The 13,612-nt window shown below is 53.1% G+C and carries 16 protein-coding genes; 11 read left to right on the forward strand and 5 right to left on the reverse strand.

The annotated features are described in order from the left end of the window. Window positions 1–465, forward strand: a 465-nt coding sequence (locus NP589_RS07240; RefSeq protein WP_371929652.1) for an SPL family radical SAM protein, incomplete at its 5' end; no start/stop codon positions are given. Window positions 466–473: 8 nt separating this feature from the next. Here NP589_RS07240 and NP589_RS07245 read toward each other — a convergent pair. The 4 genes from NP589_RS07245 to NP589_RS07260 form a co-directional block, all read right to left on the reverse strand. Beyond that, on the reverse strand, window positions 474–845 hold the full coding sequence (locus tag NP589_RS07245) for a hypothetical protein (protein ID WP_256606371.1): 372 nt from the start codon (window positions 843–845) through the stop codon (window positions 474–476). Beyond that, window positions 842–1,204 carry a NifB/NifX family molybdenum-iron cluster-binding protein gene (locus tag NP589_RS07250; RefSeq protein ID WP_256606372.1) on the reverse strand — a complete coding sequence of 121 codons (363 nt, stop codon included), beginning with the start codon at window positions 1,202–1,204 and terminating at the stop codon, window positions 842–844. The genes NP589_RS07245 and NP589_RS07250 overlap by 4 nt, the downstream gene beginning before the upstream one ends. Window positions 1,205–1,378: 174 nt before the next feature. Next, window positions 1,379–2,773 (reverse strand): DUF6513 domain-containing protein, encoded by a 1,395-nt coding sequence (locus NP589_RS07255; protein WP_256606373.1) that lies wholly within the window; start codon window positions 2,771–2,773, stop codon window positions 1,379–1,381. Further along, window positions 2,770–3,306 carry a flavoprotein gene (locus tag NP589_RS07260; RefSeq protein WP_256606374.1) on the reverse strand — a complete coding sequence of 179 codons (537 nt, stop codon included), beginning with the start codon at window positions 3,304–3,306 and terminating at the stop codon, window positions 2,770–2,772. Before NP589_RS07260 ends, NP589_RS07255 begins: the two co-directional genes overlap by 4 nt. A gap of 160 nt (window positions 3,307–3,466) precedes the next feature. On the opposite strand from NP589_RS07260, the gene NP589_RS07265 reads away from it, so the two are divergent. The 3 genes from NP589_RS07265 to NP589_RS07275 all read left to right on the forward strand — a co-directional run bounded on the left by NP589_RS07265 (window position 3,467) and on the right by NP589_RS07275 (window position 6,570). Continuing rightward, window positions 3,467–3,889 (forward strand): cyclic nucleotide-binding domain-containing protein, encoded by a 423-nt coding sequence (locus NP589_RS07265; protein WP_256606375.1) that lies wholly within the window; start codon window positions 3,467–3,469, stop codon window positions 3,887–3,889. A 3-nt stretch (window positions 3,890–3,892) separates the two neighbouring features. Continuing rightward, window positions 3,893–4,717 (forward strand): integrase catalytic domain-containing protein, encoded by an 825-nt coding sequence (locus tag NP589_RS07270; RefSeq protein ID WP_256606376.1) that lies wholly within the window; start codon window positions 3,893–3,895, stop codon window positions 4,715–4,717. Window positions 4,718–4,947: 230 nt separating this feature from the next. After that, window positions 4,948–6,570 (forward strand): AAA family ATPase, encoded by a 1,623-nt coding sequence (locus NP589_RS07275; RefSeq protein ID WP_256606377.1) that lies wholly within the window; start codon window positions 4,948–4,950, stop codon window positions 6,568–6,570. 9 nt (window positions 6,571–6,579) lie between these two features. On the opposite strand, the gene NP589_RS07280 is transcribed toward NP589_RS07275, so the two are convergent. Further along, the gene (locus NP589_RS07280; protein WP_256606378.1) at window positions 6,580–7,281 is read right to left on the reverse strand and encodes a ComF family protein; all 702 of its coding nucleotides are present in this window, start codon (window positions 7,279–7,281) and stop codon (window positions 6,580–6,582) included. A 66-nt stretch (window positions 7,282–7,347) separates the two neighbouring features. On the opposite strand from NP589_RS07280, the gene bioB reads away from it, so the two are divergent. From bioB to coxB, 7 genes are all read left to right on the forward strand, one after another. After that, window positions 7,348–8,337 carry a biotin synthase BioB gene (bioB, locus tag NP589_RS07285; RefSeq protein WP_256606379.1) on the forward strand — a complete coding sequence of 330 codons (990 nt, stop codon included), beginning with the start codon at window positions 7,348–7,350 and terminating at the stop codon, window positions 8,335–8,337. Continuing rightward, the gene (bioF, locus tag NP589_RS07290; RefSeq protein ID WP_256606380.1) at window positions 8,337–9,497 is read left to right on the forward strand and encodes an 8-amino-7-oxononanoate synthase; all 1,161 of its coding nucleotides are present in this window, start codon (window positions 8,337–8,339) and stop codon (window positions 9,495–9,497) included. The genes bioB and bioF overlap by 1 nt, the downstream gene beginning before the upstream one ends. Further along, complete coding sequence (gene bioH, locus NP589_RS07295) at window positions 9,494–10,255, forward strand: pimeloyl-ACP methyl ester esterase BioH (protein ID WP_256606381.1); 762 nt, start codon at window positions 9,494–9,496, stop codon at window positions 10,253–10,255. Before bioF ends, bioH begins: the two co-directional genes overlap by 4 nt. Beyond that, on the forward strand, window positions 10,252–11,040 hold the full coding sequence (bioC, locus tag NP589_RS07300; protein ID WP_256606382.1) for a malonyl-ACP O-methyltransferase BioC: 789 nt from the start codon (window positions 10,252–10,254) through the stop codon (window positions 11,038–11,040). Before bioH ends, bioC begins: the two co-directional genes overlap by 4 nt. Then, entirely contained in the window at window positions 11,037–11,732 is a 696-nt protein-coding gene (gene bioD, locus NP589_RS07305; RefSeq protein ID WP_256606383.1) for a dethiobiotin synthase, read from the forward strand. Before bioC ends, bioD begins: the two co-directional genes overlap by 4 nt. Window positions 11,733–11,786: 54 nt before the next feature. Next, window positions 11,787–12,182, forward strand: a complete 396-nt coding sequence (locus NP589_RS07310) for a bacteriohemerythrin (protein WP_020482136.1) — start codon at window positions 11,787–11,789, stop codon at window positions 12,180–12,182. Window positions 12,183–12,434: 252 nt separating this feature from the next. Then, the gene (gene coxB, locus NP589_RS07315; RefSeq protein ID WP_064008598.1) at window positions 12,435–13,565 is read left to right on the forward strand and encodes a cytochrome c oxidase subunit II; all 1,131 of its coding nucleotides are present in this window, start codon (window positions 12,435–12,437) and stop codon (window positions 13,563–13,565) included. Window positions 13,566–13,612 lie beyond the last annotated feature (47 nt).

The raw sequence follows: 13,612 nt of genomic DNA on the forward strand, positions 1-13,612 counted from the left end.
CGTGCCGCCGCGCCGCAACGCCGCCTGGAGGCTGTCGCCCGTTTGCGAGCCTCGGGGATTCCAGTGGGGGTGATGGTGGCGCCGCTGATTCCGGTGTTGACCGATTATGAACTGGAAACCATCGTCATTGCGGCTCACAAGGCAGGCGCGCAGAGCGTGCAATACATCCTGCTGCGTTTGCCCCTGGAAACTGCGGACTTATTCGAAGAATGGCTGCAACAAAACTATCCGCTGAAAGCCGAACATGTGATGAATCGGGTGCGGGATAGCCGGGGAGGTAAAGCCTACGACGCGGCGTTTCATCAACGTCAAACCGGCAGTGGCAGTTATGCCGATCTGATCGCGCAACGTTTCAAGTTGATTACTAAAAAGTTGGATTTCGCGCGTTCACTACCGCTGCTACGCAGTGATTTGTTCCGCCCGCCAAACTTAGGCGGACAGATGAGTTTCGATTTTTTCGATTGAACTCGGCGTCAGGCTTCGTTTTCCTCTTCTTCCCGTCTTTCCAGCAAGCCTTGCTCACGGATCATCGCTTTAAAACCTTTCATCACCGGCCGGGAAATCGCGGTTTCTGCCATCAAGCGTTTTTCGTAAATTAGATTTTTCAAGGCTTCGTCGTTTTCGTTGGCGCGGGCGGTCTCGATCAAAGGATGCAGACCGGCTTCCAGAATTTGTCCAGGCAAGTGTTTGACGCAATCGTACAGCAGCCCCATCACCACCTTTTCTGTGGGACGCATTTTGCATTTGCCGTCGATGATTTTCAGCATCACCGTCACCGCGCAATCGACGTGGATGGGGCTTAATGGATGGCTGTTCACCCATTGCTGAACGTGTTCGGGCGTCATCCTATCTCCTCGCCGGCAGCGGTGCGTTTGGCATAGTCCAGCAAGGATTCCTCCACCGCCGCATAGGCGTACTCCGCCACTGCGCGGACGCCGATAGCATGCACTTTTGCGGTCGGACCGTCACCGATGCGCGCCACGAACACCGCATAACAGTCTTTAATGGTTTCCAAAATGCCGGGCATTGCGGACTCGTCGGCATGCTGGCCCAGACAGTAATTGGCTACTTCGCGGGTTTCCAGTAACTCGCAGGCGGTTTCGGTAACGCTATACACCGAAAACTGCTTGGCGTGGCCGAAATGTTCGTTGATGGAAATGTTGTCTTTGGTGGCGACGGCCAGTTTTAACGGAAACTCAGTCATGCGCATTCGTGTGTTTAGATTTCATGTGATGGCTCTTGCTTAGGTTTGGTTGACCCCAAGCAAGACCAATACCAAATGCGGCTAAGGCCTTATTTTCCGGGTTGTAGCGAGGGCGAGTCCGGGGAAAGGGGCAAGGTTTTGTCGAGTTTGCGACAAGCGTCGCCGACAAACGGCCTAGTCTTCGTGCTTTTTTAATGTGGTGCCGGCCGGCTTGAAGGTGTGCAAATCTACCAATGGCTCAGTACCCTGAGCGGCGCAACCCCAATTCAATTGTTGATCCTGGGTGAAGCGCTTGCCTAACTGCCAGGCAATTTCGGCGCGGGCCAGTTCCACGCCCAGGTAAAAGGCATGGCCGCCGTCGGTTTCGACATGTAGCTTGGGATAAAGATCAAACGGGTCTTGTGCGGTGTGCAGGCCATCGCGGTTAAACACATGAATACCGTCGCTGCTGACTTGAATGCGGTAGCTGGGGTCTTTGATTTCCGCTGCTAAACTTTCAATTTCCTCACGGCTATTCAAAAATGGCGAGCTGTCGTGCACGGTCAGCAAGTCCGGCGCGATGTGTTTGGGCAGGGTGTTGTGCTGCTTGGCCGTGTACATGATGCGGCGGGCGCTGTCGGCTTCTTTGATCGCGCGGCGCGCGTGCTTGCTCACTTCGGTAGCCAAAATATGGTTGATATTCAGCTCCGAGCAAATCCCCAACAGCATCGCATTGATGCCGGAGGTGTCGGCGTGGGTCAGTTCGGTGAGATTGCCGACGCCCATCATCATTTCCACCTCCGGGTAGCGGCGGCGGAATTCATGATTGCGGACGATGGAATCCGTAAAACCAAAGTGGATCGGATCAAGGATGGGATCGACGACGAAGGCGCGGTTCTTCGCGCTCAAGATTTCGATGGCTTTATCCAGTGTACTCAAGTCGCCGTGGGTTTCTGGGATCAGAATCGGCGTGGTTGCCACTTCCTCGGCAATCCACAGGCTTCTTGCGGTCAGGCTGAGCATGTAGTCGGCGCCGGCTTGGCCACCGGCCAGCAAATCGGCGTCTTCCAGAGAATCGATGCTGACGGTGAAGCCTTCTTGTTTTAATGTGCGGATGCTCTCGGCCAGATGCGGAAACGGCGTGCCGGGCAGGCAGCCGATGTCTATCACATCGGCGCCGTTGGCTTTATAGTAGTAGGCGCGCTCGATGACTGCCTCGACGCTGATGCTAGGTGCGTCGGTAATTTCAGCGAAAATTTTGGTTTGGTATTGGCTGAGGTCGTAATGCTGAGCAGCCATGCCAAAATGCTGCGGCAGATCCTTGATTTCTTCCGGGCCGCGTTCAAACGGCACGCCGAAATGCTGCCGCAGCGATTCCAGATCACCGCGACAGCGACCCGGCAAAATCACCCGATCAGCCCCTTGTGCGTCGGGCATGCGGCGGATGATCATGTCGCTGGTAATCAGCGCGGCTACGGTCACGCCCATCACATACACTTTGTATTGGAAATCCGGTTGCATTTTTTCCAATACCTGCCGAACTTGCTTCTCCGCCAGTCGGCCGGTGACGAACAGAATGCGCTCGGTCATAGACTGGCCAGTCGGGCCTTGACCGCAGCGATTAGTTGCTCGACATCATCAACGACCTGCGTGTAAGGGAAACTGCGAATTTTATCGGTTGCTTCCAGATCAATGGGGCGCGGATAGACCATGAATTTTTTCTTGCCGGGCGCCGTGGTTTCAATTTCCGGCATCGTATCGCAAGGGTAGACGATACTGGGCACGCGGCATTTGCCGGCCTGGGAATACAGGTTGGTCACCAATGAATCGGCGATGCCCAGCACGCATTTGGCGATGGTATTGGAGGTAGTGGGGGCCATCACAAAGGTGTGGTAATAGCCTTTATAAAACAAGCCGACCGGCGGCGCGGAGGCGGCTTTATCGCGATAGACCGGCATTTTGGCCTTGATGTCGTCCAGGCGGATGCCGTACATTTTCAACACTTCCTCGCCGGCCTGACTCAAATACAAATCGACGTTGTCCAGCGTCAGCATGAATTCGAGACATTCTTCGATATAGTGTCCTGAGCCGGTAATAGCCCAAGCAAGACGCGGCGTGGTCATGGTGTATGCATTAGTTTTGGGGACGGGGCATTATACGTGAAGACGGCGGCTAATCGACCATTCAGCCTTGTCCAATGACACATGAGCCTGAGCGAGGCGCTGTATTTCCACCGTGAGATGAGCCTGGAAGCGCGAAAGTTGGGATCATGGAGACATGATCGTGACGTTACAGACTCAAGGACTAAAAACGCTGGCACAAGTGCAAGCCTTTGTTTCCAGCAACCAAGCTATTTCGTTTACGCTGACGGATCGGGTCGCCGCTTATGGCTGGATGACCGATACGCTCAAGCAGTTTCATTACGCCCGCTGTACCCGCACTAACAAAGGTGTATTGCGCCAATACCTGGGCAAGATGACCGGCTTATCGCGAGCACAGGTCGCACGCTGTATCAAACAATTCAGCGATGACGGCGTGATCCAGGATAAGCGGCGGGCGCCCGCCGTGCCGTTTGTGAAGCGTTACACCACGGAAGACATTCGCTTGCTGGCCGAAATGGATGCGCTGCATGGCACCGTCTCCGGCACAACCACGCGTAAGCTGTGCGAGCGGGCGTTCAAGGTACATGGGGACACCCGCTTTTAACGGTTGGCGGGGATTTCCAACGGCCATCTCTACAACCTGCGCCAGCACAAGACTTACCAGGCTAAACGGGGCTCCTTCGATAAAACTCGCCCGACCAAAGTTAACATCGGCGAGCGCCGAAAGCCCTCCCCGGACGGCAGTCCTGGCTACCTGCGCGTGGACAGCGTCCATCAGGGCGATCTGGACGGCATCAAAGGCGTGTATCTGATCAACGCCGTGGATGAGGTCACCCAATTTCAGGCGGTGTTTGCCGTGGAGCGCATCAGCGAAGCCTTTTTGCTGCCGGTACTGGAAGCCATGATGGATGCGTTCCCGTTTGTGACTAAGAGCTTTCATTCCGATAACGGCTCGGAATATATCAATCACCAAGTGGCGAAATTGCTGGAGAAATTGCGTATCGAGCAGACCAAATCGCGTTCGCGCAAGACCAACGACAATGCGCTGGCGGAGAGCAAAAATGCTTCGACCGTGCGCAAATATCTCGGTTATAGCCACATTCCCCAACAGTTTGCCAGCCAAGTGAATGCCTTCACCGTCGAGGTGCTATCGCCGTATCTGAACTTCCACCGCCCCTGCCACTTTCCAAAGGAATATCAGGATAAAAAAGGCAAAATTCGCAAACGCTACTGCTATCAGGACATGATGACGCCCTATGAAAAATTCCGCTCATTGCCCGAGGCAAAAGGCTATCTCAAGCCGGGAGCCTCGTTTGAAAAATTGGACGCATTGGCCGCCCAATGCAGCGATAATGATGCCGCCCAACACCTCAATAAGGCCAGGGCAGAACTCTTTCAATCAATCAACAAATCCCAACAAAGCGCCGCCTAAATCATTTCTCATCAATCCCCTTCGCTCAGGCTCATGTCTGGATTGGAAAATACTCATTCGCCGGTAATACGGTCCTGTCTGTCGCTCATGCGTCGACATAGATAGTCTGGTTTGTTGTATGAATTCATGAATTTGTAAGATTGGGCTTACAATATTGCTTTAATTCGGCTGGCTTGGTTTGCCGATAGATTATTGGTTTTCGACCTTAAACAGCCTATTTCATTGCCACGATGGACAGTTTACATTTTTCAGAACAGCACAGCGCTGATGCTCAATTAAAACCGCACATTATCGTGTTTGCCGGTGCCAAGAGCGGGGTCGGTAAGACCAGTGTGGTGGCTAATGTAGCGGCAGCGATGGCAATGCGCGGCAAGCGCGTTTGTGTATTGGACGTCGATACCGGTCTGTCGAATATCAACACATTACTCGGGCTGCGGCCGGCGCACCGTTTGGAGCAGCTGCTATTCGGCGAAAAAACGATTGCTGAGGTTTTGCTGAAGACCGGCGAGGATGTGGGCGTGTTGTCCGCCGTAAGCTTAATTGGCGGCGCACCTGTTTCTGCCGCGCAGATGACTAAGCTGACGGAAGCGTTGACCGAGCTGGAAGCGCAATTTGATTATTTTTTGATCGACACCGCCGCGACGCATACCGAAACCGTATTGCGCTTTATCGAGCTGGCGCAATCTACGTTTTTAGTGGTCAGCGGTGATCCGGCGGCGCTAACCGATGCTTTTGCATTACTGAAGACCTTAAATTCCCGCCAGTATTCGGGCAGCCTGCGCGTCGTTGTGAATCAGGCTGTCGATTATCCGGCCGCGACCGATATCTATCGGCGCTTTGCGGCCGTGGCGGAAAAGTGTTTGCAACTTAAGGTGGAGTACGGCGGCTTTGTCATTCGGGACGAGAATCTGCCCAAAGCCGTGGCTTTGCAAATGTCGGTGGTGGATTTAGCCGCCAATTCCCCGGCCAGCCGTTGTTTGTTTGCATTGGCGGATAATATTATCAAGCACATCGGCAGCGAAATGGCCGGCACCGGGCTGTTGGATTACTGGCAAGCCTTGTTAACCCCCGCGCCGTTCAAGCATGCGGTGGCCGATACTGCCGAGAGCGAACCGACTGCGGCGGGTAATTCCTGGCTTGCAGGCGACAAAGCAGAGCTTAGTGTCAGTGAGTTGAGCCGGCGACTGTTGTCGGCGATGAAACATCAATTGCTCGATCAACCGGATCTGGAGCGCTTTACCGGCGAATTTGTAGAAGCCTATTGCGAGCAGTTCGGCCGTTTTCCGAATACCTTCAAACAGCTGTTTTATCGCTGGCTGGAAACCGAAAATTACGCCGAGCCCAGGCTAATCGAGTTGGTCACCACATTAGAAGCCTTGCAGGCGATGCGTTATCAACGGCCGATGTTCAGCCTGGAAGAAAATGCGGCCCGATTAGTAGCGCAGTTGCAAGGGCAGCGGGAACAGCATAAAGACTTGGTGGAGCAGTTATGCGCGGCTTATCGGCAGTCTTTTCACGAAGAGCTGTTCGATGCCGAACAGGTCTTGCTGGAACGCATGCAAGCCGAGGAGTTCACTGAACAGCGTTTCGAAAAATTGCTGGAAAAATTGCGGGACAGCTTTCAGGCCCGCTTCAAGCGGCCTTACCAAAGCCGGCACGAACTGGCGCTGGCATCCGCTGTCGAGGCTTTAAATGTGATGGGCGTCGATCAACAAAATTTGCAAGACGAAATTACTATGCTGATGCACGGTTTTCAGCTATTGGGTTCGCGGCGGGAAAAGTTGCTGACTGCTCTCAACGCCTTGCAAAATTCCGATTTGCCGCTCGTAGCCTCGGCCGTCCGGGATAATTGAGACGGCGCTTTAGGCGCGCGCGCAAACCCAGACATCAACTTTGCCTGCTCCGGCTTGTTTTAGCGCGGCGGCCAGTGCCGAGGCGGTAGCGCCGGTGGTCATTACATCATCAATAATTGCGACATGTTGAAACGTCAGGGGCCTCACAATCTTGAAGGCCAGGCGCATGTTTTTCCGGCGCTGCTTGGCCGGTAAGCCGGTTTGATGGCCGGTATCGCGCTGGCGAACGCAGCTACGTAAATCCAGCGGAATGCCGAGTTGCCGGGACAAATGCCGGGCAATTTCTATCGACTGATTGAAGCCGCGTTCTCTGTAGCGTTTGGGGTGCAGCGGTACGGGTAGCAGGCAATCCGGCAATTCCGCGCTATCGGCAATATGCTCGGCCAGCAAGGCTGCCATTAAGCGGGCGTTTTTATAATCGTTGGCGAACTTTAATTGGCCGATTAAATAGCGCATCTGGCTTTGGTACAAAAACGGCGCATAGGTCTCGTCGAAGGCCGGCGATTTCTGCAGGCAACGGCCACAGAGTTGCGGCACATCGATTGCGGTTTCGAAGTGTTCTCCGCAGCGGTAACAGCAAGACAGGTTACGCGGCAGGTCGGTCAAGCAGCCCAGGCACAAATCCAAATCGCCATATCCCGGACTTCCACATAACACACAACGTGGCGGCAGCAATTTCTTCTGTATAATGTTCAGCCAGTTGTTTACCATAATTTTAAATATAGGTTGATAAGTCGGCTAGCGCCGCTGTTGCCCTTAAACTCGGAGATTATCAGAATGTCTGCAAGCCAGAAACCCTTGGAGTCAGCGGCTACCATCCGTCACGACTGGCAATTACACGAAGTCGAAGCCTTGCTGGCGCTACCGTTTAACGATCTGATTTTTCAGGCGCAAAGCGTGCATCGAGTGTATTTCGATCCTAACGAGGTACAGGTTAGCAGTCTGTTGAGTATCAAGACCGGTTCCTGTTCCGAGGATTGCGGATATTGCCCGCAAAGTGCGCGCTACGATTCCGACTTAAATCCGGAAGCCTTGATGCCGGTTGACGCCGTATTAAAAGCCGCGCAGCAAGCCAAAGAGCAGGGCGCATCGCGGTTTTGCATGGGCGCAGCGTGGCGTAGCCCGAAGGACAGAGACATCGAAAGAGTCGTGGAAATGGTGCAGGGCGTCAAGGCGCTGGGTATGGAAACCTGCGTGACATTGGGTATGCTCAGCGACAAGCAAACGCAAGCCTTGAAAGACGGCGGCCTGGATTATTACAACCACAATCTGGACACTTCGGAAGACTATTATTCCGAAATAATTACCACCCGGACCTATCAAGACCGCCTGGATACGCTGGAGCGGGTGCGTGATGCCGGTATTAACGTCTGCTGCGGCGGGATTGTCGGGATGGGCGAGTCTGCAACCGACCGCGCGAAATTGCTGTTGCAACTGGCGAATATGCCTAAGCATCCGGAAAGTGTGCCGATCAACATGCTGGTGCAAGTCGAAGGCACGCCGCTGCACGGCACTGAAGCGCTGGATCCCATCGTTTTCGTGCGCACCATCGCTGTCGCCAGGATTCTGATGCCGCAATCGCGGGTGCGCTTGTCGGCTGGCCGCAAAGCGATGAGCGACGAGATGCAGGCTTTGTGTTTCCTGGCCGGCGCTAATTCGATTTTCTACGGCGATAAGCTGCTGACCACAGATAACCCGATGACCAACCACGACCAGCAGTTGTTCGAGCGTTTGGGTGTGCGGATGGGTGGATCAAGTTACGCCTGATGGTCAACGCTTTCTACGACTTTGCTGGTGAACTGCGGCGACTGGAGCAGGATAATCTGTATCGGCGCCGTCGCGTTGTCGACGGTCCGCAAGACATTAAGCTGAATGCCGATGGCCGGCAGCTGATCAATTTTTGCAGCAATGACTATTTGGGTTTGGCTAATCATCCGGAGGTGAAGGCGGCGTTTAAGGCCGGCGTCGATAGTTACGGCGTCGGTAGCGGCTCCGCGCATTTAATCTGCGGGCATAGTAATGCGCATCATGCCTTGGAAGAAGAGTTGGCTGCGTTTACCGGGCGCGATAGGGCCTTGCTGTTTTCTACCGGCTATATGGCGAATCTAGGTGTAATTTCTGCTCTGCTGGGACGCAGTGATACGGTGTTGGAGGACCGCTTGAATCATGCTTCGTTGCTGGACGGCGGCTTGTTGTCGCGGGCGCGTTTTCAGCGCTATCGGCATGCCGATGTCGAGGACTTACAGGCCAAGCTGTCGAATGCTGCCAGCAAGGCCATGGTGGTCAGCGACGGTGTGTTCAGCATGGATGGCGATTTGGCGCCGCTACCGGCCATGGTCGAGTTGGCGGAACGGCATCATGCCGGTTTGCTGGTCGATGACGCCCATGGTTTTGGCGTGTTGGGGAAAAATGGCGGCGGCGTGGTTGAGCATTTCGGTTTGAGTCAAAACCAGGTGCCTATCCTAATCGGCACACTGGGTAAGGCTTTCGGGACCTTCGGGGCGTTTGTGGCCGGTTCCGAGGACTTGATCGAGATGTTGATTCAAAAAGCCCGGAGTTATGTGTTCACGACCGCACTGCCGGCGGCTGTGGCTGAAGCGACTCGCGCCAGTCTGCGTTTGCTGCAAGTGGAGTCCTGGCGCCGCGAACAACTGCAAAATCTGATCGGCCGTTTCCGACAAGGTGCGCAGCAGCAAGGCTTGGAACTAATGGACTCTTTTACCGCGATTCAACCTGTTCTGATCGGCGACAGCGGCCAAACCGTCGCGGCTAGTCAGCGCTTGCTGGAGCAAGGGTTTTGGGTCAGCGCGATTAGGCCGCCGACTGTGCCGGCCGGCAGCGCTCGCTTGCGGATCACTTTTTCTGCTAATCACACAGAACAGCAGGTCGATGCCCTGTTGGCGGCATTGGCTAAGGCTTTTTCATGACTGGCATTCACAGAGAAATATATGGCCAGGGCAGACCATTGGTCATGCTGCACGGCTGGGCGATGCATAGCGGCATTTGGCGCGAGTTTGCCAGACAAGTGGCTAGGCATCGGCAAGTCATTTGCTTGGATTTGCCTGGGCATGGTCGTAGCACCGGGCTGGACCGATTCGATCTCTCAAGTATCGGTTCTGCCTTATTTGACGCGATCCCTGTCAATCGTTTCAGCCTGTTAGGTTGGTCCTTGGGCGGGACGGTAGCTTTGGATATGGCGGCGCGCTGCCCCGAGCGAGTAGAGTCGCTGTTTCTGTTATCCGGTAATCCTAAATTTGTTAAGACTGCCGATTGGCCGGGAGTGAGGCCGGAGGTGCTGGATGGTTTCGTCGCCCAGCTTAGCGATGACACGAAATTGACCTTGCAACGCTTTTTGGGTTTGCAAGTGCAAGGTTTGCCCGAAAGCCGGCAATTGTTGCAGCAATTGCGCTTGGCGGTGCATGAGTGCGATGCGCCGGCGCGCGATGCATTGCAGGGTGGCTTGCAGATTCTGAAAAACAGCGATGTACGTAAATCCTTGGTGGGCTTGCGTTGTCCGATCACGGTGATGCAAGGCGATAAAGATACTTTGATTCCGGTGCAAACCGGGCAATCGATAAAGACTTTAAATTCGCGCGTCAAACTGCATGTCTTGGCAAATGCCGGACACGTGCCGTTTCTGTCGCATGCCCAGCAGTTATGCGGCATTGTTGCTGCGGCTGAATGAGTCTTACGGTGCTGGATAAAACCAAAATCAGGCGTTCGTTTGCCGCTGCGGCCGAAAGCTACGATTCGGCGGCGATATTGCAACGCCAAGTGGGATTGGCTTTGCTGGAAAAATTTCCGTTGCAGCCGGCACCGGGTTGGGTGCTGGACGTGGGCTGCGGCACCGGTTTTTTGACGCGGTGTTTGCCGTGCGGCAGTCTGGATCAGTCTTGCTTGGCATTGGATATTGCTTTGCCGATGCTGCAAGCGTCACGTCGGAATAACCGAGATTTGCCGGTCGATTATGTCTGCGCCGATGCCGAAAATTTGCCGTTTGCGGATCACACCCTGCAACAGGTTTATTCGAATCTGGCTTTGCAGTGGTGTCAGGATTTATCGGCGGTGTTTGCCGATGTGCAGCGAATATTGAAACCCGAGGGACAGCTGGTATTTTCGACCTTCGGCCCGGACACTTTAAAGGAGTTGAAAGGAGCTTGGACCGGTGTCGACGATTTTGCTCATGTTAACGATTTTTATAGCGTCGGAGAGATTTGCGAATTTCTGGCGCTCGCCGGCTTAGGGCGGGCCGATGTGGAAACTGTGATGTATCGCTTAGCTTACCCTTCGGTGCTGGCTTTGATGCGAGAGCTAAAACACCTTGGAGCACATAATGTCAGCGATGCCAGAAATCGGCGGCCCACCACCCGTTCGCAATTGCAGCAAATGATGCGGCAGTATGAAACCAGTATGTTAAACGGCGAAATAGTGGCCAGCTATGAAATTATTTTCGTGTGGGCAAGGTCATGAAGGCCGGTTTCTTTGTTACGGGCACAGATACCGATGTCGGTAAAACTTGGACGACTATTGCGTTGATGCGCTGGTTTCAAATGCAGGGCTTGAGTGTGGTAGGGATGAAACCCGTAGCCGCCGGCTGCGAATGGCAAGACGGCATGCTGAAAAATTCCGATGCGCTACTGATGCAGCAATACGCTTCAGTGCCACTGGCATACCGGCAAATTAATCCCTATGCCTTTGAAGCGGCAATTTCTCCGCATTTGGCTTGTGGTGATGTTGAAGTTTCGATGGATGTTATTTCGGATGGATTTATCCGATTACAACAGCTGGCTGATGTGGTTTTGGTTGAAGGTGCGGGCGGCTGGTATTCGCCATTGAGCAGTGTTTTGGACAATGCCGGTCTTGCCCAAGCCTTGCGTTTGCCGGTGATTCTGGTGGTGGGTGTCAGGCTGGGTTGTATCAATCACGCGCGCTTGACGATGTCGGCTATACGCCACGCCGGTTTGTCTTGTGCCGGTTGGGTTGCGGTGCAAATTGACCCTAAGATGCCCGGTTTCGATGGTAATCTGGCGTTTTTGCAGGAAGTGATAGAGGTACGGCTGTTGGGTGTTCTGCCGTTTTTGGCTGCTGCCGACTTTGAGCTTTTGGCGCCGAACTTGAGTTTACCAAACTGGCAAAAAGTTGATGTACATCAAAAAAAATGATTAACAGATGTTCAAAATGACGACTCCATTACAAAAACAACCAGGAGACGTTATATGGCTTTAATTACTTGGACTGCGGCTCAGTATGGCACGAATGTCGGATTTGCCGACCAAGAACATCAAACCTTGTTCGGTTTGCTGAATAAACTGTACGATGAGGCCACGGGCGGCGCGGCGCGCGCTACTGTTGGCGCTTCGCTGGATGCATTGATTACCTACGTGGTCGATCACTTTGCTCACGAAGAAAGGGAAATGGTTGCTAAAGGCTTTGGCGGTTATGATCGTCACAAAGCCGAGCATGAAGCATTGATCGGTATCTGCGCGGATTTGCAGAAAAAATTCCATGCCGGTGAAGCGGAAGTCACAGAGGACGTAGGTCAATTGGTAAAAGGCTGGTTGGATAATCACATTCCGAAATTCGACATGGCTTATGCGGACGCATTGAAGTAATGACAGCATAAATCTGTCTCTAATATGCAACAAAAGGCTTGCGAGCAGCGATGCTCCCAAGCCTTTTTTATGTGTATTTTTTACAAACGGGAAAACCTCTTCTGGTTTGTGGGTGAGTCATGGGTTAAAATTGCCCAGTTAATTTATGATAATTATCAGTAAATGGAATTGTTCGCGCGCTTGATGTCGTGCGACGATATTACGAAGATATAACGCATACAAGTTTATAACTACTAATGGGGAGGCTGCTCCGTGAAGAAAACAAAGCAACTGCTCGCTTGTCTGGTCTTGATGGCTTTAGGCCTGGGGACTGCGCATGCGGACTATACACTCAACCTGATGAAGGGCGTGACGCAACTCAGTAACGAGCTTTACGATTTGCACATGCTGATTCTGTGGATCTGTGTGTTTATTGGGATCGCGGTATTCGGCACTATGTTTTACTCGATTTATCATCATCGTAAATCAAAGGGTCATAAAGCCGAGCAGTTTCATGAGAATACGACTGTCGAGATTATCTGGACCATCATTCCCACGCTGATTCTGGTGGGTATGGCGATACCTGCCACCAAAGCCGTTATCGATCTGGACAAGGTGCAGGACTCTGAGATGAGCATCAAAGTCACCGGTAAACAATGGTATTGGGAATACGAATATCTGGATAGCGGCGTGCATTTCGAAAGCCATTTAGACGAGGCCAGCGAAAAAACGCACCGGGTCAGCACAATGGATCCTCATAACGTACCAAACTATCTGTTGAACGTTGACAAGCCGTTGGTTGTGCCTGTGGGTAAGAAAATCCGCTTTCTGTTTACCGCTGCCGACGTAATTCACTCCTGGTGGGTTCCTGATCTGGGCTGGAAAAAGGACGCTAACCCCGGTTTCGTTAACGAAGCTTGGACTTATGTCGACAAACCCGGCACTTATCGCGGTCAATGTACCGAGTTATGCGGCCGCGACCACGGTTTCATGCCGGTGGTGGTGATTGCGATGGAGCAAGATCAATACGATGCCTGGGTTAAAGCGACTTTGGATAAGCAAAATCAGAAGCCTGACTTGAGCGACCAAACTCGCAATACGCTGATGGCAAAAGGTGAGTCTGTTTATCTGAAAAACTGCGTGGCTTGCCACCAGATCGACGGTAACGGTATCTCCGGCTGGTTCCCCGCGTTGAGAGGCAGCGAGAAAGTCACCGGCAATATGGATCAGCTGATTGGTTTTATTCAGGCAGGTACGAGCAAAATGCCGGCCTTCAAAAAATTGCCGGATGACGAATTGGCCGAGCTGATTACTTACATCAGAAACGCGCCGGCATTGGGTAACAACGTGGGTGATGAGATTCAGCCTAATAAAATCACACCTAAATGGGACGATGATGAGTAATTCACTGATTTTCGCAATGAACTCATTTTCTAATTTTTGCTGAGGTA

Origin of the sequence: Methylomonas rosea (assembly GCF_024505055.1) — a bacterium.
GTDB lineage: Bacteria > Pseudomonadota > Gammaproteobacteria > Methylococcales > Methylomonadaceae > Methylomonas > Methylomonas rosea.